This window comes from Actinomyces sp. ICM47 (assembly GCF_905369875.1).
Taxonomy (GTDB): Bacteria; Actinomycetota; Actinomycetes; order Actinomycetales; family Actinomycetaceae; genus Pauljensenia.
In genome coordinates this window covers 1-20,985 of sequence record NZ_CAJPJE010000011.1, presented here as the reverse complement: position 1 = coordinate 20,985, position 20,985 = coordinate 1, and the positions used below count along the sequence as shown (strand labels likewise).

General features: G+C 66.0%; 19 protein-coding genes. 14 read left to right on the top strand and 5 right to left on the bottom strand.

Annotated elements, in window-relative coordinates; genetic code table 11:
• The first annotated feature begins 25 nt into the window (after positions 1–25).
• The 5 genes from QZ149_RS03835 (at position 26) to QZ149_RS03815 (ending at position 3,207) form a co-directional block, all read left to right on the top strand.
• The gene (locus QZ149_RS03835; protein WP_291449957.1) at positions 26–736 is read left to right on the top strand and encodes a hypothetical protein; all 711 of its coding nucleotides are present in this window, start codon (positions 26–28) and stop codon (positions 734–736) included.
• Positions 729–1,298 (top strand): YceD family protein, encoded by a 570-nt coding sequence (locus QZ149_RS03830; RefSeq protein WP_291449956.1) that lies wholly within the window; start codon positions 729–731, stop codon positions 1,296–1,298. The genes QZ149_RS03835 and QZ149_RS03830 overlap by 8 nt, the downstream gene beginning before the upstream one ends.
• Entirely contained in the window at positions 1,298–2,023 is a 726-nt protein-coding gene (gene rnc / locus QZ149_RS03825; protein ID WP_291449955.1) for a ribonuclease III, read from the top strand. Before QZ149_RS03830 ends, rnc begins: the two co-directional genes overlap by 1 nt.
• A 75-nt stretch (positions 2,024–2,098) precedes the next feature.
• A complete protein-coding gene (locus QZ149_RS03820; protein WP_291449988.1) occupies positions 2,099–2,713 on the top strand; it encodes a response regulator transcription factor in 615 nt (204 codons plus the stop codon).
• Between the two features lie 254 nt (positions 2,714–2,967).
• Positions 2,968–3,207, top strand: coding sequence for an immunoglobulin domain-containing protein (locus QZ149_RS03815; RefSeq protein WP_291449954.1), 240 nt, complete (start codon positions 2,968–2,970; stop codon positions 3,205–3,207).
• Between the two features lie 34 nt (positions 3,208–3,241).
• Here the strand turns inward: QZ149_RS03815 and QZ149_RS03810 are convergent, their stop codons facing one another.
• From QZ149_RS03810 to QZ149_RS03790, 5 genes are all read right to left on the bottom strand, one after another.
• The gene (locus tag QZ149_RS03810; RefSeq protein WP_291449953.1) at positions 3,242–4,885 is read right to left on the bottom strand and encodes a GAF domain-containing protein; all 1,644 of its coding nucleotides are present in this window, start codon (positions 4,883–4,885) and stop codon (positions 3,242–3,244) included.
• Positions 4,882–6,636: a thiol reductant ABC exporter subunit CydC gene (cydC, locus tag QZ149_RS03805; protein ID WP_291449952.1), complete on the bottom strand. Its 1,755-nt coding sequence runs from the start codon at positions 6,634–6,636 to the stop codon at positions 4,882–4,884. The genes QZ149_RS03810 and cydC overlap by 4 nt, the downstream gene beginning before the upstream one ends.
• The gene (gene cydD, locus QZ149_RS03800) at positions 6,633–8,300 is read right to left on the bottom strand and encodes a thiol reductant ABC exporter subunit CydD (RefSeq protein ID WP_291449951.1); all 1,668 of its coding nucleotides are present in this window, start codon (positions 8,298–8,300) and stop codon (positions 6,633–6,635) included. Before cydD ends, cydC begins: the two co-directional genes overlap by 4 nt.
• Before the next feature lie 120 nt (positions 8,301–8,420).
• A complete protein-coding gene (gene cydB / locus QZ149_RS03795; protein WP_291449950.1) occupies positions 8,421–9,542 on the bottom strand; it encodes a cytochrome d ubiquinol oxidase subunit II in 1,122 nt (373 codons plus the stop codon).
• Between the two features lie 16 nt (positions 9,543–9,558).
• A complete protein-coding gene (locus QZ149_RS03790) occupies positions 9,559–11,106 on the bottom strand; it encodes a cytochrome ubiquinol oxidase subunit I (RefSeq protein WP_291449949.1) in 1,548 nt (515 codons plus the stop codon).
• Positions 11,107–11,491: 385 nt separating this feature from the next.
• Between QZ149_RS03790 and QZ149_RS03785 the strand changes: the two genes are divergently transcribed.
• The 9 genes from QZ149_RS03785 to QZ149_RS03745 all read left to right on the top strand — a co-directional run.
• Positions 11,492–14,272 carry an Rne/Rng family ribonuclease gene (locus QZ149_RS03785; RefSeq protein ID WP_291449948.1) on the top strand — a complete coding sequence of 927 codons (2,781 nt, stop codon included), beginning with the start codon at positions 11,492–11,494 and terminating at the stop codon, positions 14,270–14,272.
• A 219-nt stretch (positions 14,273–14,491) separates the two neighbouring features.
• Positions 14,492–14,812, top strand: coding sequence for a 50S ribosomal protein L21 (rplU, locus tag QZ149_RS03780; RefSeq protein WP_291449947.1), 321 nt, complete (start codon positions 14,492–14,494; stop codon positions 14,810–14,812).
• 34 nt (positions 14,813–14,846) lie between these two features.
• Positions 14,847–15,104, top strand: coding sequence for a 50S ribosomal protein L27 (gene rpmA, locus QZ149_RS03775; RefSeq protein WP_003792637.1), 258 nt, complete (start codon positions 14,847–14,849; stop codon positions 15,102–15,104).
• 75 nt (positions 15,105–15,179) lie between these two features.
• Positions 15,180–16,703 carry a GTPase ObgE gene (obgE, locus tag QZ149_RS03770; protein ID WP_291449946.1) on the top strand — a complete coding sequence of 508 codons (1,524 nt, stop codon included), beginning with the start codon at positions 15,180–15,182 and terminating at the stop codon, positions 16,701–16,703.
• The gene (gene proB / locus QZ149_RS03765; RefSeq protein ID WP_291449945.1) at positions 16,700–17,827 is read left to right on the top strand and encodes a glutamate 5-kinase; all 1,128 of its coding nucleotides are present in this window, start codon (positions 16,700–16,702) and stop codon (positions 17,825–17,827) included. The genes obgE and proB overlap by 4 nt, the downstream gene beginning before the upstream one ends.
• Positions 17,828–17,864: 37 nt before the next feature.
• Positions 17,865–19,145, top strand: a complete 1,281-nt coding sequence (locus QZ149_RS03760; protein ID WP_291449944.1) for a glutamate-5-semialdehyde dehydrogenase — start codon at positions 17,865–17,867, stop codon at positions 19,143–19,145.
• Positions 19,142–19,852, top strand: coding sequence for a nicotinate-nucleotide adenylyltransferase (gene nadD, locus QZ149_RS03755; RefSeq protein WP_291449943.1), 711 nt, complete (start codon positions 19,142–19,144; stop codon positions 19,850–19,852). The genes QZ149_RS03760 and nadD overlap by 4 nt, the downstream gene beginning before the upstream one ends.
• Positions 19,853–19,865: 13 nt before the next feature.
• Positions 19,866–20,291 carry a ribosome silencing factor gene (gene rsfS / locus QZ149_RS03750; protein WP_009649150.1) on the top strand — a complete coding sequence of 142 codons (426 nt, stop codon included), beginning with the start codon at positions 19,866–19,868 and terminating at the stop codon, positions 20,289–20,291.
• Positions 20,288–20,985 (top strand): histidine phosphatase family protein (locus QZ149_RS03745; protein WP_291449942.1); only part of this gene is annotated, 698 nt, incomplete at its 3' end. The genes rsfS and QZ149_RS03745, both read left to right, overlap by 4 nt.

Here is a 20,985-nt window from a genome sequence, read left to right as displayed (position 1 = left end):
GCCCGGTGGAACGTAGGAGGGATTCATGGCTGACGTACACGCAGACAAGAACCAGGACGAGTGGAACGAGGAGACCGTCTACGGTCCCTCCACCGTGATCGCCGCCCTCGACCAGATCGAAGACCTCGTCGAGTCCTCCCGCGCGTTTCCCCTGTCAGCTTCCATCATGATCAACAAGGCCGAAATCCTCGACCTGCTGGATCAGGCGCGCGAAGCCCTGCCCGAGGACCTCGTCGCCGCTGACGCCGTCGTCGCCGACGCGGACGCTGTCCTGGGACGTGCCGATTCCGCCGCTGAGACGCGCATCGCCGAGGCCAACTCGCGTGCCTCCTCCACCCTCGACCAGGCCAATGAGCGTGCCGCCCAGATCCGCTCTGACGCCGAAGAAGAGGCTGAGCGCACGCACGCACGTGCCGACGCCGAGGCTACCGCCCTGATCTCCCAGGCGCGCGCTGACGCCGAAGCCACCATTGCCGACGCGAACGCGCAGGCCGAGCGCATCGTCTCCACCGAGAACATTGTGCGCATGGCCGAAGACCGTGCCCGCGAAATCGTCTCCGAAGCCAAGCGTTCGGCGACCCAGCTGCGCGAGGGTGCCGACGACTACGTCGCCACCTCCCTTGACGAACTCGCGCGCCTTATTTCCGACGTGTCACGCCGCACCGAGGCCGGTCGCCGAGCGATCGCCGAACGCCGCGGCGTCGACGTCACCGATGTGGACCTGAGTGATGAATGACAAGACCTTGACCCTATCCCTGGCGCGCCTACCGCGCGCGCTGGGATCCACGCTCCACGAAGACATCGTGTGGAGCACCCCAGATGACCTGGGTACCCCCTCCATGGCGGTTGCTCCCGGCACGCCCCTGGATGTGTCCGTTGACCTGACCAGCGTCGAGGACGGCGTCCTTGTTCAGGTCGCGACGTCCGTGGACCTGGTGGGGGAGTGCGTGCGCTGCCTCGACGAGGTACGCGACCACCACGACGTGTCCAGTGCGGAGGTCTACTTCGAACCCGGCGCTCCTGCCTTGACGTCCTCCGATGAGGAGGACGAGGAAGCCGACGACCTTTTTGTGATCGGTGAACGCGACACGATCAATATCGACACGCAGCTGCGCGATGCCATCATTACCCTCGTCGACCCGCTTCCCCTGTGCAGCCCCGACTGCGCGGGCCTATGCGATGTGTGCGGAGACAAGTGGGCTGACCTGCCTGCCGATCACGAGCACTTTGTCGTCGATCCGCGTCTGGCCTCCCTGGCGTCCCTGCTGGACGAGCACACCGAGCCGGGGCGATCCTGATGGCCCGCTCAAAGCACCTTCCCGTCCCGCCGCGCACCGACACCGACGCGCTCGTGGAGGCGTGGGGCACGCGCATTGATGCTCCCTTGTTGCAGCTCGCGCTCGTGCACCGCTCCTACGCGAACGAGGCCGGCGGAATCGCGAACAATGAACGCCTGGAGTTCTTGGGCGACTCGGTGCTCTCGATCATCATTGCGCAGAAGCTCTACGAGCAGTATCCGGACGTGGCCGAGTCGGACCTGTCGCGCATGCGTGCGGCTACCGTCTCCCAGCAGCCCCTCGCGGCGGCCGCCCGCCGCATCGGCTTGGGCGACTTCGTGTTCCTGGGCAAGGGTGAATCCATGCATGGGGGACGCGAGAAGGACTCGATCCTGTCAGACACCTTCGAGGCACTCATCGGTGCGACCTACCTGACCAGCGGATTGGAGGAGGCGCGTCGAGTCGTTCTTGAGCGCCTGCGTTTCCTGCTGGTGGACGCTCCCTCGCGCGGCCATCACCAGGACTGGAAGACCCTTCTCGTAGAGTACTCACAGTCTGAGGGCCTGGGTGAAGTCACCTATGCGGTGGAGGGCGAGGGTCCCGATCATCAGCGCGTGTTTACCGCCCATGCCTTCGTCGCCGAGCGCTCCGACGCGGTCGGATCGGGGCAGGCCTCGTCGAAGAAGCACGCGGAGAATGCGGCCGCGCAGGACGCAATGAATCGGCTGTCCCCAGAAGAAGAATAGGTACCCGAGGGCGTCCGCCCTCCTAACAGTTAGTATGAACTCGTGAGTGAAAATACTTCCGCGCGCACGCGCGTTATGATCGTCGACGATCACGAGATCGTCAGGCGTGGTATTGCCGAAATCGTCGACCGCGACGAGTCTTTGGAGGTTGTCGCCGAGGCCGGTTCGGTCGCAGACGCGGTGCGTCGGGCCGACCTAGTACGCCCCGACGTCATCCTCGTCGACCTGCAGTTGCCCGACGGCACCGGCATCGACATTATGAACAGTCTGCGCGCCACCCACCCGCAGATCCTCCCCGTCGTCCTGACTTCCTTTGACGACGACGAGGCCTTGGCTGAGTCCCTGGAGGCGGGTGCCCGCGCGTACATCCTCAAGACCGTGCGCGGCGCTGAGATCACCGACGTCATCAAGGCGGTCGCGGACGGCCGCGTCCTGCTCGACGAGCGCACACTGACACGCCGCCGCGTCGATCACGAGGATCCGACCGCCGACCTGACGCCGTCGGAACGCAAGGTCCTGGACCTTATCGGCGATGGCCTGTCCAACCGCGAGATCGGAGAGAAGCTTGGCGTCGCGGAAAAGACCGTGAAGAATCACATCACCTCTCTTCTGTCGAAGATGGGTCTGCAGCGACGCACGCAGGTGGCGGCGTGGGTGGCCGGGCAGAGGGCAGCCGCGTGGCGTAACTGAACCCAGGCCTCGTCCCCTGCGGGGATGAGCACGACGGGAAGCGGGTCGGATCAACCGGCCCGCTTCGCTGTACCCGATGCCGACAGTCAAGAATCATACGAGCGTGTCAGTTTCGCTCTCATCATGGATTCTACTGGTTGTGGGGAAGCTCCAATCAAAATGGTTTGCGGATAAGTTACATGAGGTAACGTTCACCTCATCCTCATCGACGAGGACGGGCAATGCAGTCCACTACCCCTGTGAAAGGACACACCGTGAACCTCAAGCGAACGCTTGCCGGTTGTGTGGCCGCCGCGACACAGCCGCCCGTCATCGCCGCAGACCCCGCCTCGACGTCCACGACCGAGGGAGAGGTCGCGAGCTTCATGGTCGTCGCCTCCGGTCGCACGCTCGCCACCATCCAGTGGCGCCGCATGCCCAAGGACGGAACAGAGGCCACGATGATCGAGGGACCCCGATGCCTCGTACTCGCTGGAAACGATGCTGGCCGCTGACGGTACCCAGTTCTACGCGGTGGCGACGAACGCTCTACTCCAAGGGCGCGATCCAACGTAGCAGCGTGCCAACCCCGCCCTCGCCGGGTCCCGCGTCGAAGCTACCTCGGTGGCGACGGGCACGCTCGGTCATGTTCGCTATGCCTGAGTTGCGCGTGCGATTCGGATCGATACCCCGGCCGTCGTCGGTGATGAGGATACGCACGCGACCGCACTTGCCCTGCCCGGACACGTCGACGTTGACGGTCGCCGCCGTCGCGTGGGCGTGGCGGGCAATGTTGGACAGGCCCTCGCGCACGATGGCGACGACGTCGTCGGATAAGTCAGGGTCGACGCGGCCATTGAACTCGTCGATGACGACCAGTTCGTTGTCCAGGTCAGAGTTGATCGCCTCGCCGTCAAGCGTAATAAGCAGCGAGGGAGCAAATCCCAGCGCTGAGCGCGTCAAGGAGGACTCGCGGCGGATGCGCTCGACCAGGCCGACGGCCTTATCCCGCTCGCGCAGGTTGTGCACGATCGTGCGGATCTGGCGCACGGCCTCGTCGATGGACGCCAGCGAGTCGTCGATCAGGGACTCGATGGCCACGGGATCAGCCTGTCCCTGGGCGACCTTCTGCTTGGCGGCGTCCAGGGCCATACCGGTCGCGAAGAGCTGCTGGATCGCGAAGTCGTGCAGATCGCGCCCGATGCGATCACGCTCGTCGAGCAGGGCGGCCACGTCCTGGGCGTGGCGCGCGGAGGCCAGCTCGAGGGCCAGCGTCGCCTGGGAGGCCAGCGATTCGGCGAGGGAGAGCTCGGAGGCGTCGAACTCGGGAGCCCCAATCTGTCGCAGGAGGATGAGCACGCCGGAGGAGACACCGCGCGAGCGCAGGGGAGCGTAGAGCGCGGAGCCAAAGGCTGCCAGCTGGGGGACCCGCATGGTCTGGGCGCGCGACATTGAGTCCACGATCATGCCCGTTCCCTCGTGCAGGACACTCATCGCGCGGCCCTCGGGTGGGAAGGTCAGGCCCAGCAGTGCGGAGGCATTCTTGCCGTCGGTGATCTCGGCGGCCCATGTGTCGCCCACGGACTGTAGAACGATGATCGCCGTGTCGGCGTGGGAGACATCGCGCACGGTCTTGGCGATGAGCTCGAGGGCTTCCTCCTCGTCGGCCCCCTCGAGCATCGTCGTTGTGAGGGACTGCGAAGCACTGATCCATCGGGCGGTGCGCTTCGAATCCGCGTACAGGTGCGCGTTTTCGACCGCGATGCCGGCGGCGGGTGCCAAAGCTTCGACGACGGCTGCGTCCTCGTGCGTATAGCCGCCGGGCTTACCCGTGAGGTAGAGGCGCCCATAGACCTGTTCGTGCACCAGGACCGACACGCCCAGGAACGGCGGAGCATCCGCGGGCAGCTTCAGATCGGGCGCATCCGCAGGGGAGTTGACGAGGAGTGGGCTAGCCACTGGGATGGCCGTCGTCAGTGCGTCGGGAACCGCGGGTACCGGGCGGAAATCGTGGTGCTCGAGCTGCATGGTTGTTGCGCCCCAGGTGTCGAGCACGGCGAGCGTCGCGTGCGGCGAGGATGTCAGTGCGCAGGCCTGGTTCACGAAGTTCTGCAAGCCTGCCTTGAGGTCCAGCGAGCTGGTCAGGTCCAGCGCGGCCTTGAGCAGGGTGAAATCGGTGTGATCGGGACTCATTGTTCCTCCTGATCGAGGGCCCATCGGTAAGTGGGGAGGGCGCGAAGGACATCACTGTGGGTCCCCTGGGCGGCGACGTGTGCGCACGCTCCGGGCTGCGTCGCCGCGAGCACGAGGACGTGGTCGGCTTGGTCGAGAGCGCTGAGCCGGTGCGTGACGACCAGCGTAGCGCGTGTCGGTGAGGGGGCCAGGAGCGTATCCATGAGTGTGTCGGCGGTGGCAGCGTCGAGGTGTTCCGAAGCCTCGTCGATCGCCATAATGGGGGCAGGGGCGGCCAGTGCCCGGGCCATGAGAAGACGGCGTCGCTCGCCGCCGGAAACAGTGGTGCCACCTGAGCCGACGAGGGTGTCGATCCCCTCGGGCAGGGAAGCAATCCATTCTTTCAGGCCAGCGTGAGCAAGGAGGTCGGTGGCCTCGTCGCGGGTCAGGGAGGCGCGCGCGACGCGCAGGTTCTCAAAGATGGTCGTGGCGAAGACGTGGGCGTCTTCGGCTGTCATCGTGATGTGGGCGGCTACCTGGTGGCGCTCCGCTCCCCAGGCGGGAACGCCGTTAATTAGTGCTTGGCCCGACTTGGGAGGGATGACGCCGGTGAGGGTTGCCAGCAGCGTGGTCTTGCCGATGCCGGACGCTCCAACGATGGCCAGGGAGGACCCGGGGCGCAGTGTCAGCGAGATTCCGGTGGCCAGGGTGGGGCCGCCCGGCCAGCCAATCGCCAGGTCGCGCGCTTCGATGACGGACTCGCCCTGGGGAATCTCGTGGGCCGGGGCGGATTCCTCCTCGCTCAAGAGCACGCAGATTCGCTCGGCTGCTTGCGCGCTGCGAACCAGTTGTGCCGCGGCGGGGGCCAGTTCGGCGGTGCCCTCGAAGGAGGACAGGGGGACGAGGACGATGACGGCCAGGAGTACCTGGGCCAGGACACCCGACGTGGTCTGCGGAATGCCGATGAGGAGTGCGCCGATGACGGCTGCACCCATCGCGCACACGTCGAGGGCACGTGCCAGGGCTGACAGCTTCGCCGATCGGGTGATCGCACTCGCCAAGATGGTCTCGGCCTCGTCAAGGGAAGCACGTGCGTGGGGGAGTGTGCCTGCGAGGGACAGCTCGGTGGCTCCCTCGAGCATAGCGAGGGTCGTAGCTGCGATGTCGGTGCGTGCGTTCGCCCCCTGAGTTTCTGCCAGACGCACTGAGCGCGCGATGAGTGCGGGCGCAATGATGCCGGAGACGATGAGGGTGAGCGCGAGGACCAGCCCGGCCGCCGACGAAATGAGGGAGATGACGCCAACCGTTCCCACGCCAACGACGAGGGCGACGAGGGAGGGCAGCAGTGTCTTGACCACGACGTTGCCGACCTCGTCGACGTCAGAGCCAGCTCGGGTCATAAGGTCGCCGCGGCGCAGGCTCGTCAGGGATGCGGCGGGTTCCTCGCAGAGACGGTCGTAGAGGTTGCCGCGCAGCGCATCCATGCCCGCCAACGCGACCTTGTGTGAGGCCAGGCGCGATAGGTAGCGTGCGAGTGCGCGCGAGACACCGAAGAGACGCACGGATGTGGCCGCGACCGTCAAGTAGAGGACGGGCGGCTGCTGGGAGGCGCGCGCGATGAGCCACGCGGCTGTGCCGCCCAGGGCGATGGCTGAGCCGAGGGCGGTGATACCTAGCAGAAGGGCCAACGCGAAGCCCGAGCGCGACACGTTCAGCATGGAGATGCACCGGCGCAGTGCGGCGGATTCGGAGCGGGTCAGGAAGAGCCTCATGCCAGTGCCTCCTCGTCGGCGGACACGACGTCGATGATTGCGTCGGCGACCTCGATGATGGCATTGCGGTGGGCGATGACGATGACCGTGCGGCCTTCGTCGCGCATGGTGGTGATGGCGCGCACGATGGTCTTTTCGCTGACGGCGTCCAGGTGAGCGGTCGGCTCGTCCAGGATGACGATCTGTGAGTGGGCGGCGAGGGCGCGAGTGAGCGCCAGGCGCTGGCGCTGACCGACGGACAGGCCGACGCCGCCGACGCCAATCATGCTGTTCCAGCCATCGGGGGTGGTGTCCAGGACCGCATCAAAGCCGGTCGCCTTGGCTGCCTGCTCTAGGTCAGCCAGAGGCAGGCCGCCCATGTTGTCCAGAATCGATCCCGGGACCAGTGTGGGAGACTGGGGGACCCACGAGAGCGCGGAGCGCCAGGAATCGGGATCCACGTCAGCCAGAGGGAGTCCTTCCTCGGACGAGGCCTGGGCGCGCAGGTGGATCTGGCCGACGTCGGGCGTGATGTCGGCCAGGAGGCAGGCGACGAGCGTCGACTTGCCGGCACCCGAGGGACCCGCGAAGGCCGTGACCGTGCCGGGGCGAATGACCCCATCGGTGGGAGCGGGACCCCAGGCTCCCCGTGCACGCACGCCGACACCGTCGATGACGATGTCAGTGCTGTTCATATCCGGACAGAGCGTGGAGCCGGGGCGTGCCACGTCGTCGGCCGCCTCGATGATGTCGAAGGCCGCTCGCGAGGCAGTCACGCCGTTGGCCGACGCGTGGAACTGAGCGCCGACCTGACGCAGGGGTTCGAAGACTTCGGGGGCCAGCATGATGACGGCTAAGCCATGGAAGAGAGAAATATTGCCGAACACGAGGCGCATGCCAACTTCGACGGCCACGAGGGCCACCGACAGGGTCGTCAGGAACTCCAGGACACCGCCGGAAAGGAAGGCGACGCGCAGGGTCGCCATGGTTGCCTTCGTGTTCGCATCGCCGAGTGTGCGCAGGTGGGCGCGCGGACCCTTCTCGCGACCGAGTGCTCGCAGCGTCGGCAGGCCCGACATGAGGTCCAGGAGCTGGGCAGTCAGGCGCTTCATGGAATCCAGTTTGTCTTGGGAGGCGGCCTGCGTGAATCGACCGATGAGGATCATGAAGATCGGGATGAGGGGGACGACCAGGAGCGCGATGAGAGCCGACCAGAAGTCGAGGAGAAGGATCACGCCCAGAGCGGCGGGTGTCACCGTCGAAACGAGGACCAGCTGGGGCAGGAAAGAAACGAAGTAGGGGCGCAGATCCTCCAGGCCGGTCGACAGCAGCGTCGCGGTCTCGGCTCCGTTCATGGCTCGCCAGCGCGGACCCAGCGCGATGGTGGCATCGATGACGCGCCCGCGCAGCTCGGTCACAGCCTCGGTGGCGGCTCGCGCGGCGACGGCCTCGCGCGCCGCAACGATCACGGCGCGGCAGGCGAAGACAGCCGCGATACCCACGATAAAAGGAATAACGTCGCCCAGCATCGCCGTTCCCGAGACGATGGGAGACAAAGCCGCGGAAATGAGCAGCGCCTGGGCCAGCACCAACAGGGCTGTGATGGTGCCCAGCAGGGCGGTCAGAGCGATGGGAATGCGAGCCGAACGGGCGTAACGCAACAAACGAGGATCAAAGGGACGCACGGGTACTATTGTGCCCCAAAAGGCCACGTCATGGGTCGAAAGTCCCCGGCCTCGTCCATGTCGCGCATACGACTGCGCCCGGCCCCTCATCGAAGGACCGGGCGCAGCGAGCCGGATGAATCAGCCGGCGAGGAAGTTTTCGCCCAGGCGGATCTTCTTCATGAGGAGACCCGTCTTGGTGGTGACGTCCTCCGTGCCCACGCGGGAACGGAAAGTCCAGTAGGACCAGATGACGTACGCCAGGACGATGGGGAGCAGGCAGACGGTCACGATCGTCATGACGGTGAGCGTCGCGGTCGTCGACGAAGCCTGATCGATCGTCAGCGAGTACGCCGGGTTGATTGAGGACTTCTGGACGGCGGGAGCCATCGAAGCGAAGACCCACGCCACCGTGCCGGCAATCGCCACGGCGGAGGCCACGAAGGACAGGCCCTCACGGCGCAGCGTCGCCTGCGACAGGACGGTCGAGGCGATGATCGCCAGGGCCGCCACCACGAGCGGGATCCACGCCAGGACATTCGTCGTGTAGGAGAACTGGCCCCACATCAGCCAAGCGGCGGCGAGCACGGTCGCGGCGATAGAAGCCGGAGCGGCAATCGCGTTGGCGCGGTCGCGCACGTCACCCGTGGTCTTCAGAGCCAGGAACTGGGCACCGTGAGCCAGGCAGACGACCAGGACGGCCAGGCCACCCAGGATCGTGAACGGGGTCAGCAGCGAGAAGAAGCCACCGGTGAGCTGATGGGTGGCGCTGGACAGCGACTGGTCAACCAGCGTCGGGTCAACGACGGTGCCGGTAGCGACGTCGATGACCTCAATCTTCATGCCCTGCACGAAGTTCGCGAAGGCCACACCCAGCAGCAGCGGGACGAGCCACGCGGAGATCGTGTGCGCCCAGTCCCAGGTGAAGCGCCACTTCTCGGTGGCGACCTTCGAGCGCCACTCGAGTGCCATGACGCGCACAATCAGGGCCGCCAGGACGAGGAAGAGGGCCAGGTACATGCCGGAGAACATGGTCGCATACCACTCGGGGAACGCGGCGAAGGTCGCGCCGCCCGCAGTGAGCAGCCAGACCTCGTTACCGTCCCAGTGGGGGCCGATGGTGCGCACTGCCTGAGTGCGCTCACGATCACCCTTGGCAACGAAGGGGAGGAGCATGCCGACGCCGAAGTCGAAGCCCTCGAGGATCAGGTAGACCGTCCACAGAACGGCGACGAGAATGAACCACAGGATTGACAGAGTCATGATCGTTGTTCCTTTCTCAGTATCCGAAGGACAGGTCGGTCGGAGCCTCATCCGCGGCCTTGTTGGCCTTGGAGGAGTGGATGCCCTCGAGCGCATAGCGCTTCATGAGGACGAACCACATGACGCCCAGCACGCCGTACAGGAGGGTGAAGAGGATCAGCGTCACCAGCACCTGTCCTGCGGGGACGTTAGGGGAGATGCCGATTTCCGTCAGCATGTTGACCGATCCGAGGTCGGAACCCATGGACAGGGCATCCAGGTTCGGAACGACAACCCACGGCTGGCGACCCATCTCTGTGAAGATCCAGCCGAAGGAAGCTGCCAGGAAGGGCAGGGGGAGGTTGATGAGGGCGAGGAGGCTCAGCAACTTGTTGGAGGAAGCCTTGCCGCCGCGGGTGGCCCACAGACCCCACGCAGCCAGCAGGAAGGCCACCATGCCCAGGCCGATCATGAATCGGAAGGACCAGAAGGCCACCATCTGCGGGGGACGGAAGTCGAACTGAGAGGCATCACCGTACTTGGCGGTGAAATTCGGATCCGAGTTGAGCAGCGTCACCATGCGCTCCTGGATATCCGCGACGCCCTCGGAGGTAGCGGTGAAGGAGTTGTGTGACATGAAGGAGGCGACGCCGGCGACCTTGATGAACTGGGTCGGCTGGGTACCGTCGGTGCCCAGCGGGCAGGAGCCGAACTGCGCGACCGTGAAGGCGGCGCCGTCGGTGTCCACGCAGATGCCTTCGGCGGCAGCCATCTTCATGGGCTGCACCTTAACCATCTCCTGGCCCTGGATGTGGCCGCTCAGGGCGGTGCCGAGGCCGCCGATGAGGACGACGATCAGGCCGAAGCGGGCGATGGGACGCCACACGTCGCGTGCCTGAGCCACGGCCTCGTCACTGCCCTCGCGGGACGCACGGACCATCCACCAGATGGCGATGCCAGCCACGAAGGAACCGGCGACCAGCCACGCGGAGGTGATGACGTGGGAGTACTCGGACAGGTAGACGCCAGAAGTGATGAGCTTCAGGAAGCCGCCGACACCGTCGAGCTCGGCGCGGCCCGTCTCAGGGTTGAAGCGGGCACCCACGGGGTGCTGCATCCATGCGTTGGCCGCGAGGATCCAGGCGGCGGAGAGCATCGTGCCGATAGCGACGCACCAAATGGTCGCCAGGTGGATGCCCTTGGAGAGACGGCCCCAGCCGAAGATCCACAAGCCCAGGAAGGTGGACTCGAGGAAGAAAGCCAGGAGGGCCTCGACAGCCAGGGGAGCGCCGAAAATGTCACCGACGAAGCGGGAGTACTCGGACCAGTTCATGCCGAACTGGAACTCCTGGACGATGCCAGTGGCGACGCCGAGAGCGAAGTTAATAAGAAGGAGCTTACCGAAGAAGCGGGTAGCTTGCAGCCAGTACTCCTTGCCGGTGCGGTGCCATGCGGTCTGCATGATCGCGACCAGCAGGGACAGGCCGATCGTCAGCGGTACGAGGACGAAGTGGTAGACGGTCGTGATACCGAACTGCCACCGTCCGACCGTGACCGCGTCGAGCGCTGTTTGCGCGAGGGTCATGATGGGACCTTCCCGTGTAGGGATTGGGGATCGAGTATGCCCCGCAGCGGAGGTGATAGGACCTACGTCACGGGCTGTTTTTAATGTAGCTCAAAAGACAGAGGTGGAACGCCTGAAATGCCGGTTATGTGACGGTTTTGTGACATATGTGTCCGATTGTTTTGGAGGGATTGTTCCCTGAGATTGTGGGTGTGTGAGGTTGAACGTGTCTCCCATCGGTTGATGGAGGTCGGTGTTGTGCGACAATTGAGGTGAATGGATGTCGCGGGCATGCCTCCGCGATGAGAGCCGAGCGATGACCCTATCGACGAGCCGCCGGCACCTGCGCACCAGCGCTCCACTAAGTTTCCGCCCCTCGCGAGCGATACAACGGGCGCGTCTTGGCATGGGGCGCGCGCCCCACCATTGGAGAATCGTGACAACCGAATCAAATGCGCCCATGGCTCCCGCCGCGTCGCTACTCTTCCAGGCACCCGTCTTCCAGGCCGCGCCCGAGGTGGCCTCGCCTGCCGCCTTTGAGGAACCTGAGACGAAGCCGAAGCGCCGCCGCGGCTCCTCCGACGACGAGGCCAGTGCCTCGCAGGAGGAGACGACCCCCAAGCGTCGCCGTCGTTCCAAGAAATCTGTTGACGAGGCCTCGGCCCCCACCGAGGACAGCGCGCCGAGCACGGATACCGAGGGGACCCCCTCGGAACCCAAGACCCGCCGTCGCCGCCGCTCCAAGAAGGCAGACGAGGCCTCGGCAGCGACCGAGGACAGCACTGAGCAAACCGATGCATCCTCCGGCGAACCCGAGGGCGGCGACGAGGAAGAATCCTCGAGCCGTCGTCGCCGCCGTCGCCGCGCGCGCAGCTCCGCCTCCTCCGACGAGGGCGGCGATCCCGCGGACCAGGTGCAGGCCCTCAAGGGGTCCACGCGCCTGGAAGCCAAGAAGATGCGCCGCCGTGAGGGGCGCCGAGAGGGCCGCCGCCACTCGATCTCTGAGTCCGAGTTCCTGGCGCGCCGCGAGTCGGTCGAGCGCACGATGGTCATTCGAGACCAGGATGGCCTCGATCAGATCGCGATCCTCGAAGATGGCCTGCTCGTCGAGCACTACGTCGCCCGGCGCACGCAGTCCTCGATGGTTGGCAATATCTACCTGGGCCGCGTCCAGAACGTCCTGCCGTCGATGGAGGCCGCGTTCGTCGACGTGGGCCGCGGACGCAACGCCGTCCTGTACGCCGGTGAGGTGAACTGGGACGCCGTCGGCTTGGAGGGTAAGCCCCGCCGCATCGAGTCCGCGCTCAAGTCCGGTGACCCCGTCCTCGTCCAGGTGACGAAGGACCCGATCGGGCACAAGGGTGCGCGCCTGACCTCGCAGATTACGTTGGCTGGCCGCTACCTGGTCCTGATTCCCAGCGGCTCCATGATGGGTATTTCCCGCAAGCTCCCGGATAAGGAGCGCGCTCGCCTGAAGAAGATCCTCAAGGCCGTCGTGCCCTCGGGTTCGGGTGTCATCGTGCGCACCGCCGCCGAAGGTGCGACGGAGGAACAGATCCGCGACGACGTCGCTCGCCTGACCCGTCAGTGGGAGGACATCGAGAAGAAGCGCACCAACACGAAGAGTGCCCCGACGCTGCTGCGCGGCGAACCCGAGCTGGCCGTGCGCGTCGTGCGCGACATCTTCAATGAGGACTTCTCGAAGCTCATCATTGAGGGCCGCGACACCTACGCGACCGTCAAGGAGTACGTGGACGAGCTCAGCCCCGAGCTGTCCGACCGCGTCGAGCAGTGGGTGGGCACGGAGGATGTCTTCCACGCGCACCGCATTGACGAGCAGCTGGCGAAGGGTATGGACCGGAAGGTCTGGCTGCCCTCGGGAGGCACCCTCATCATTGACCGCACCGAGGCGATGACCGTCATCGATGTCAACACCGGCAAGTTCATCGGTGCCGGCGGCACACTCGAGGAGACGGTGACCCGCAACAACCTTGAGGCGGCCGAAGAAATTGTCCGTCAGCTGCGCCTGCGTGACATTGGCGGCATCGTCATCATCGACTTTGTTGATATGGTGTTGGAATCCAACCGGGACCTCGTGCTGCGTCGCCTGGTCGAGTGCCTGGGACGCGACCGTACGCGCCACCAGGTCACTGAGATCACGTCGCTGGGCCTGGTGCAGATGACCCGCAAACGCGTGGGCGAGGGCCTCGTCGAGGCGTTCTCCTCCTCGTGTGAGGCCTGCGAGGGCCGCGGCTTCATCGTTCACCACCACCCGGTGGAGACCTCCGGGGCCGACAACTCCGCGAAGTCCTCCAAGGCGTCGAAAAAGCAGCAGAAGAAGGCCGAGGCACGCCGCATCGAGGATAACGCCGAGCATGAGCGCGCCAAGGAAGCGCTGAGCGCGATCGCTGCCGCATCGGCGCACAAGGGTGACGAGGCATCGGCTGAGCACGAGAAGACGCCCGCCAAGAAACACCGCCCGCGCGGCGCGAACGCCGAGTCTGCTGTGCCTGCTCAGGACAGTGGTGCCGTGTCCGAGTCCGCGGACGGGGAGTCTGCGGCCGACGCGCCGACGGTTGAGGTTCCCGCAGCCTCCGTCACGGCAGCCGCCGAGGATGGTGGGACCAAGCGTCCCCGCCGCCGTCGCCGCGTCGCGGAAACCGCGCCCGTGCCCGAGCTGCCGATCTACATCGAGCTGCCCGACCCCGTTGAGGCCTCCGATAAGCCCGCAGTGCCCCTCAAGGATGCCTCCGATATCCAGCTGCCCGAGCAGCATGAGAAAGCACCGACTAGCCGCCGTCGCGCCTCCCGCAAGGTGGCCACGGCCTCGTCCGCTGAGCCTGCCGCGGCCCCCGCTCCCGAGGTGACCTCCACGCTGCCTGCCGAGGCGGGTGCCCCCGAGGCTCCGGCATCTCACGCGCTCGTCGAGGCAGCCGCTGAGCAGGACGCCCAGGCTCCCGCGCCGCGTAAAACCCGCAAGCGCCGCGCCGCCGCGTCCTCGGGGGTCATTGAACCCGACGCCGCACCGGCTCCCCTCGTCATTGAGCTGCCTGTCCGTGCCGAGGCCGCCGCACCCGCCGCGCCGACGCGCTCGACCGACGACATCCTGCTCCCCGAGGCGTCTGAGCAGCCGCGCGCCAAGCGCCGCCGTCGCGTCGTGTCCACGGGAATCGTGGATGCGGGCTAATCGCTGAGCGTCGACGGGAGGGCCCTGTGGGTTCTCCCGTCGCCTCGAGGTGTGGAATCGCACAGCTATTCCACCTGGCCGGTGGCCATGCCGGGTTGCACTCGGGCGTGTCAATCGGCTAAATTTGATCGTCGGCGCAACAAGCGCCAACGGAATCGTGAAAACAGACAAGCCCTCGGCAGTTTCGAGGCGAGATTCCGGTTAGGAATACGAGAAGAGATGAGCTCCAACGTGGTCTACGCGATCGTCAAGGCTGGCGGCCGGCAGGAAAAGGTGTCCGTCGGTGACGTCGTCGTCGTCGACAAGCTGGCAGAAGAAATCGGTTCGAGCATCGAGCTTCAGCCGCTGATGCTGGTGGATGGCGACGCCATCACTGTTGACGCAGCCAAGCTGGACAAGGTTTCCGTTAAGGCTGAGGTTGTCGACTCGGCCAAGGGCCCCAAGATTTCCATCATTAAGTACAAGAACAAGTCGGGCTACCGCAAGCGCCAGGGACACCGTCAGAAGATGTCGGTCGTCAAGATCACCGCGATCGCCTGAATCCGACGGACCCACGAGCAGAAAGTAGCAACTGATGGCACATAAGAAGGGCCTTGGTTCCTCCCGTAACGGCCGCGACTCCAACGCGCAGCGCCTCGGCGTGAAGCGCTACGGCGGCCAGCTGGTCAACGCTGGTGAGATCCTCGTTCGTCAGCGCGGCACCCACTTCCACCCTGGCGACGGCGTTGGCCGTGGCAAGGACGACACTCTGTTCGCCCTGCGCGCGGGTGCGGTCGAGTTCGGTCGCAAGCGTGATCGCAAGGTTGTCAGCGTTTCGCCGGTCTCTGCCTGAGACCGCGCGCATGAAGGGCGTCCGGCGTTGCCGGGCGCCCTTTTCAACATTCATTTTCAGTCATCAGGAGCACCAGTGGCAGACTTCGTGGATCGCGTGACGCTGCACGCGGCAGGCGGTAACGGCGGTAATGGCGTTGCCTCGATTAAGCGTGAAAAGTTCAAGCCGCTGGCCGGCCCCGACGGCGGCGACGGCGGCAACGGCGGCTCGGTCATCCTGGAGGTGAGTGAGCAGGAGACCACGCTGCTGAACTACCACCGCAGCCCGCACCGCCGCGCAGACAACGGAACGCCGGGCATGGGTGACTTCCGCCAGGGTAAGACCGGTGCGGATATCATCCTGCCGGTCCCCGAGGGTACGGTCGTGAAGTCGATGTCGGGCGAGCTGCTGGCCGACCTGACGGGCGCTGGTGCGCGCTTTGTGGTCGCCGAGGGCGGTCGCGGCGGTCTGGGCAACGCGGCGTTGGCCTCGAAGGCTCGCAAGGCCCCCGGATTTGCGCTCCTGGGTGAGCCGGGCGAGGAACGCGACGTCATCCTGGAGCTGAAGTCCGTGGCGGACGTGGCCCTCGTCGGTTTCCCGTCGGCGGGTAAGTCCTCGTTGATCGCGGCCATGAGTTCGGCTCGTCCGAAGATTGCCGACTATCCATTTACGACGCTGGTTCCGAACCTCGGCGTTGTCTCCGCTGGCGACACGCGTTACACGGTCGCTGATGTTCCCGGCCTTATTCCTGGCGCCTCCCAGGGCCGAGGCCTTGGCTTGGATTTCCTGCGTCACATTGAGCGCTGCGCGGTTATCGTGCACGTGCTGGACACGGCTGCTTTTGAGACTGATCGCGAACCCGTGGAGGATCTGCGCATCATCGAGGCCGAACTGCGGGCGTACCAGGGTGACCTCACCCAGGTCGAGGGCTACGTGCCGATCATGGAGCGCCCCCGCGTCATCGTTCTGAATAAGATCGACATCCCAGATGGCCGTGACCTGGCCGAGATCACGCGCCCGGACCTCGAGTCTTTCGGGTGGCCTGTCCTCGAGGTTTCCGCAGTGTCCCACGAGGGCCTCAAGGAGCTGTCTTTTGTTCTGGCCGGCATCGTCGAGGAGGAGCGCGCGAAGCGTCCCGCCCTCGAGGTCGCACGTCCCATCATTCGCCCGAAGGCCGTGGGCCGCAGCGTGGAGATCACGGTGCGCAAGACCCGCAAGGACGGCGAGGATGTCTTCCAGGTGCGTGGCGACAAGCCCGAGCGCTGGGTGCGTCAGACAGACTTTGCCAACGACGAGGCCGTGGGGTACCTTGCGGATCGTCTGAACGCCGCGGGCGTTGAGGACGAGCTGATGAAGGCTGGCGCGGTCGCTGGCGACACCGTCGTGATCGGCGACCTGGATGGAGGTGTCGTCTTTGACTGGGAGCCGACCCTGACGACTGGTCCCGAGCTGCTGGGTTCTCGCGGCACCGACCTGCGCCTAGACCAGAACACCCGCCCGAGCCGTAAGGAGCGCCGCGAGGTGTACCACCAGGTCATGGATGCCAAGAGCGCGGCCCGTGAGCAGCTGTGGACTGAGCGTGAGGCCGGTCATTGGACGGATGCATCGGATCAGTCATGAGCGGAATGACTGCGGCTTCACGCATTGTCGTCAAGATCGGATCCTCCTCGCTCACGCGCGAGGACGGCGGTCTGGACCTGAACCGTATTGACGCCGTCGCTCGCCTCGTGTCTCGCTGGCGCGGGCGCGACCGCGAGGTCGTGATTGTCTCCTCGGGCGCTGTCGCCGCGGGGCTGGATCCGCTCGGTTTTTCGGCCAAGCCGAAGGACCTGCCGAGCGTGCAGGCCGCCGCCGCGATGGGCCAGGGGCTCCTGATAGCGAGGTGGACCGCCGCCTTCCAGGCGCATCACCTCGACGCCGCCCAGGTGCTGCTGACCACGGACGACGTGATGCGCCGCGACCACTACACGAACGTGCGCGCGGCCCTCTCGCGGCTCCTCGGCCTCGGCGTCGTGCCGATCCTCAACGAGAATGATGCGGTGACCACCCGCGAGCTGCGTTTCGGCGACAATGATCGACTTGCTGCGCTCATCGCCCAGATGATCAAGGCCGATGCCCTCGTGCTGCTGACGGACGTTGACGGCCTGTATACGGCTCCTCCAGATCATCCGGGTTCGGAGCTGATCGAACGCGTCGCCAGTGCGGATGACCTCATGAGTGTGCTCGTGACCGGTGCGGGTTCTCGCGTTGGCACGGGCGGCATGGCGACGAAGGTGCAGGCCGCGATGCTGGCGACGGCCAGCGGCATCGGCGTGCAGCTGGCCAGCGCAAACGACCTGGGGTCCGTCCTGGAAGGCCGCCGCGTCGGCACCTGGTTCGAACCGTCGGCCCAGCGTCCAGCCTCTCGTCGCCTGTGGATCGCACACGTGGCACCCTCTCGCGGCGAGATCATTGTCGACGAGGGAGCTGCGAAGGCGATCACGGTCGGCAAGAAGTCTCTGCTGGTTGCTGGCGTGCACTCGGTGCTCGGTCATTTCGAGGCCGGGGACGTTGTGGACGTTGCCAGCCCGACCGGACTCATCGCGCGCGGCGTGTCCGGCTACGATTCGGACACACTGGGCCAGATCGCCGGCGCGGGTATGGAGCAGCTGGTGGCGGCAGGATACGAGCATCCCAGGCCAGCAATTCATCGCGATGATCTGGCGGTGTTAGGTGACGCATTTTCTGCGCTGAGCGCTGACTGACAGGGACCGCCCCGCACTCGTGTGACATGATGTGCGAGTGGATACTGTTGCTGATATTTCCCAGGTGACTGACGCTGCCCGCGACGCGGCGCGCGTGCTCGCAAACGCGACGACCCAGTTGAAGAACCGCGGGCTTGAAGCGATCGCGGCGGCGCTCATCGAGCGCTCCGACCAGATCCTGGCCGCCAACGCCGAGGACGTGGCGCGCGGCCGCAAGGAGCAGATGAGCGAGGGCCTCCTCGACCGTCTTGCCCTGACAAAGGACCGCATCCGATCCATCGCTGACGCCGTTCACGAGATCGTTGCCCTGCCCGACCCGGTCGGCCAGGTCGTGCGAGGAACCCGCACTGAGATCGGCCTGCGCGTCACTCAGGAGCGCGTGCCCCTCGGTGTCGTCGGCATCATCTACGAGGCCCGCCCGAACGTCACCATTGACGCCGCGACCCTGGCGATCAAGGCTGGTAACGCGGTCATCCTGCGTGGCGGAAGCGCAGCCCAGGCCTCGAACCGGGTTCTCATCGAGGTGTGCCGCGACGCACTGACCTCCGTCGGCCTGCCCGCTGACGCGATCCAGACCGTCGACCAGTGGGGTCGCGCGGGTGCACGCGCCATGATGCGTGCGCGCGGTGCGATTGACGCACTCATCCCGCGTGGGGGAGCGGGCCTCATCAACGCCGTCGTCGAGGAGTCACGCGTGCCCGTTATCGAGACGGGCACCGGCAACTGCCACCTGTACGTCGACGCCTCCGCTGACCTTGAGGCAGCGGAAGCCATCATCATGAACGCCAAGACGCAGCGCGTGGGCGTGTGCAATGCGGCGGAGACCCTCCTGGTTCACGCCGCCGTCGCCGCCCGCTTCCTGGCCGCCGCCATCACTCGCCTGACGACCGCGGGTGTGACCATCCACGCTGACGGTGCCACTCGCGCCATCGTGGACGACCAGCCCTCCATCGACGCCGACATGATCGTGGATGCCACCGAGGCCGATTGGTCGACCGAATACTTGTCGATGGACCTCGCGGTGCGCGTCGTCGGCAGCGTGGAGGAAGCGACCGAGCACATCCGCCGCTACTCGACCGGCCACACTGAGGGCATTGTCGCATCCGATGTCGCCGCCATTCGCGCTTTCCGCGCCGGGGTGGACGCCGCCGCGATCGCGATCAACGCCTCGACGCGTTTCACCGACGGCGGCCAGCTGGGGCTGGGAGCCGAGGTCGGCATCTCCACTCAGAAGCTCCACGCGCGCGGCCCCATGGGGCTGACGGAGCTGACGACGACCACCTGGATCTACGAGGGGGAAGGAACCATCCGCCCGTGAGCACGCAGGACAAGGAAGCAGGCCCGGCCTCGGACGGGGAAGTGATCGAAAAGACCACGGAGGCCACCGCGGGCGCGACAGCCGCCCCCGCGCTGCCCCAGCATCCTCCGCGCGCCCTGCGCAGGAGGCGGGCGATCGGCATCATGGGCGGCACCTTCGATCCGATCCATCACGGACACCTCGTCGCCGCCTCAGAGGTCATGGACGTATTCGGACTCGACCAGGTTGTGTTTGTACCCGCCGCTATGCAGCCCTTCAAAGCGGGGCGGCGCGTCACCTCAGCCGAGCACCGCTACCTCATGACGGTCATCGCGACCGCCTCGAACCCACGTTTCGCAGTCTCGCGCGTCGATATCGACCGCGGGGGCACGACGTACACGATCGACACTCTGGCGGATCTGTCGCGCGAGTACCCGGATTCGGATTTCTACTTCATTACGGGTGCCGACGCGCTGGCACAGATCGCGCAGTGGAAGAACGCCGACAAGCTCTTTGAGCAGGCGCACTTCATCGGCGTGACGCGTCCCGGGCACAACCTGTCGGACCCCGGCCTGCCGCACGAGTCCGTGTCGCTGCTGGAGGTTCCCGCCATGGCGATCTCCTCGACGGACTGCCGCACGCGCGTCGAAGAGGGCAAACCGGTCTGGTACCTGGTGCCCGACGGCGTCGTCCAATACATCAACAAATACGGCCTGTACCGGTTCTAACTCAAGGAGAAACGTGAGCCTTCCCGACGCTACCGCAGAACTGGCGAGCCTGGTTGCTCGCGCCGCACACGACCGCGGCGGCATCAACCCGGTGCTCGTTGACGTGACCAGCAAACTCGCCCTGGCGGATGCCTTCGTGGTTGTCTCGGCCCCGACGGACCGTCAGGTGCGCGCCATCGCTGAGGACATCATGGACCGCATCTGGGCCGAACAGCATCGCCGTCCCGCTCACATTGAGGGGCGCGCGGAGGGCACCTGGGTGCTCCTCGACTACTCGGATATGCTCGTGCACGTTCTCTCCGAGGAGGAGCGCGAGTACTACGCGCTCGAGCGCCTGTGGGGTGACTGCCCGGCGGTGCCCATCGACGTGGATACGGAGGAGGCCCGCGCAGCCGCAGCTGAGCGTGCTGCGACCCATGGCGCGGAGTCCGCGCAGTGAGCGCGTCGCGTATCGTCCTGCTGCGCCACGGCCAGACGGACTTCAACCTGGCGCGGCGCTTCCAAGGGCGCATCGATAAGCCCCTGAATGAGGCCGGACGGTCCCAGGCGGCGGGCGCCGCCGGTGTGCTGGTGAGCCGACTGTGCGAGCCGAGCGCCGAGGTTGGCATGGTTGCCGCCGAAGATGGGCGCAGCTACGACGACGGGGGAGTGCGTATCGTGAGCTCGCCCCTGGGGCGTGCGGTCGATACCGCGACAATCGTCGCCCGTGTGTTCGATATCGCGGGCTACCCCTGCGAAGGGCCGGAGCTCGATGAACGGCTCACGGAGCGCTATTACGGAAGCTTCGAGGGTAAGACCTACGAGGAGATCGCCCGCGAGCAGCCCGAGGCCTATGCCCAGTACCGCGCGCCGGGGGAGTGTGACCTCGCCGAGGTGGAACGCTCCGAGGTCGTGGGTGAGCGCGTTCGCGATGCTGTCTTGGAAGCGGCACGGGCATGCCGCGGGGACCAGTCTCTGATCGTCGTTTCGCACGGCTCCGCGATCGCGCGTGGCATCGTGTCGCTGCTGGGCCTGGATCCGGCGGTCTTCAATGGGCTGCGCGGCGTCGATAACTGCCACTGGTCGGAGCTCGTGTCTGTCGGCGTCTCGACGGCCAAGAGCGCGGCGCGCACCGGCTGGCGCGTGGCGGCGCA

Excerpts from the sequence above, each read along its gene's own strand:
- QZ149_RS03835 (WP_291449957.1), top strand. The coding sequence starts at position 26 with ATGGCTGACGTACACGCAGACAAGAACCAGGACGAGTGGAACGAGGAG.
- QZ149_RS03830 (WP_291449956.1), top strand. The coding sequence starts at position 729 with ATGAATGACAAGACCTTGACCCTATCCCTGGCGCGCCTACCGCGCGCG.
- rnc (WP_291449955.1), top strand. The coding sequence starts at position 1,298 with ATGGCCCGCTCAAAGCACCTTCCCGTCCCGCCGCGCACCGACACCGAC.
- QZ149_RS03820 (WP_291449988.1), top strand. The coding sequence starts at position 2,099 with ATGATCGTCGACGATCACGAGATCGTCAGGCGTGGTATTGCCGAAATC.
- QZ149_RS03810 (WP_291449953.1), bottom strand. The coding sequence starts at position 4,885 with ATGAGTCCCGATCACACCGATTTCACCCTGCTCAAGGCCGCGCTGGAC.
- cydC (WP_291449952.1), bottom strand. The coding sequence starts at position 6,636 with ATGAGGCTCTTCCTGACCCGCTCCGAATCCGCCGCACTGCGCCGGTGC.
- cydB (WP_291449950.1), bottom strand. The coding sequence starts at position 9,542 with ATGACTCTGTCAATCCTGTGGTTCATTCTCGTCGCCGTTCTGTGGACG.
- QZ149_RS03790 (WP_291449949.1), bottom strand. The coding sequence starts at position 11,106 with ATGACCCTCGCGCAAACAGCGCTCGACGCGGTCACGGTCGGACGGTGG.
- QZ149_RS03785 (WP_291449948.1), top strand. The coding sequence starts at position 11,492 with ATGGGGCGCGCGCCCCACCATTGGAGAATCGTGACAACCGAATCAAAT.
- rplU (WP_291449947.1), top strand. The coding sequence starts at position 14,492 with ATGAGCTCCAACGTGGTCTACGCGATCGTCAAGGCTGGCGGCCGGCAG.
- rpmA (WP_003792637.1), top strand. The coding sequence starts at position 14,847 with ATGGCACATAAGAAGGGCCTTGGTTCCTCCCGTAACGGCCGCGACTCC.
- proB (WP_291449945.1), top strand. The coding sequence starts at position 16,700 with ATGAGCGGAATGACTGCGGCTTCACGCATTGTCGTCAAGATCGGATCC.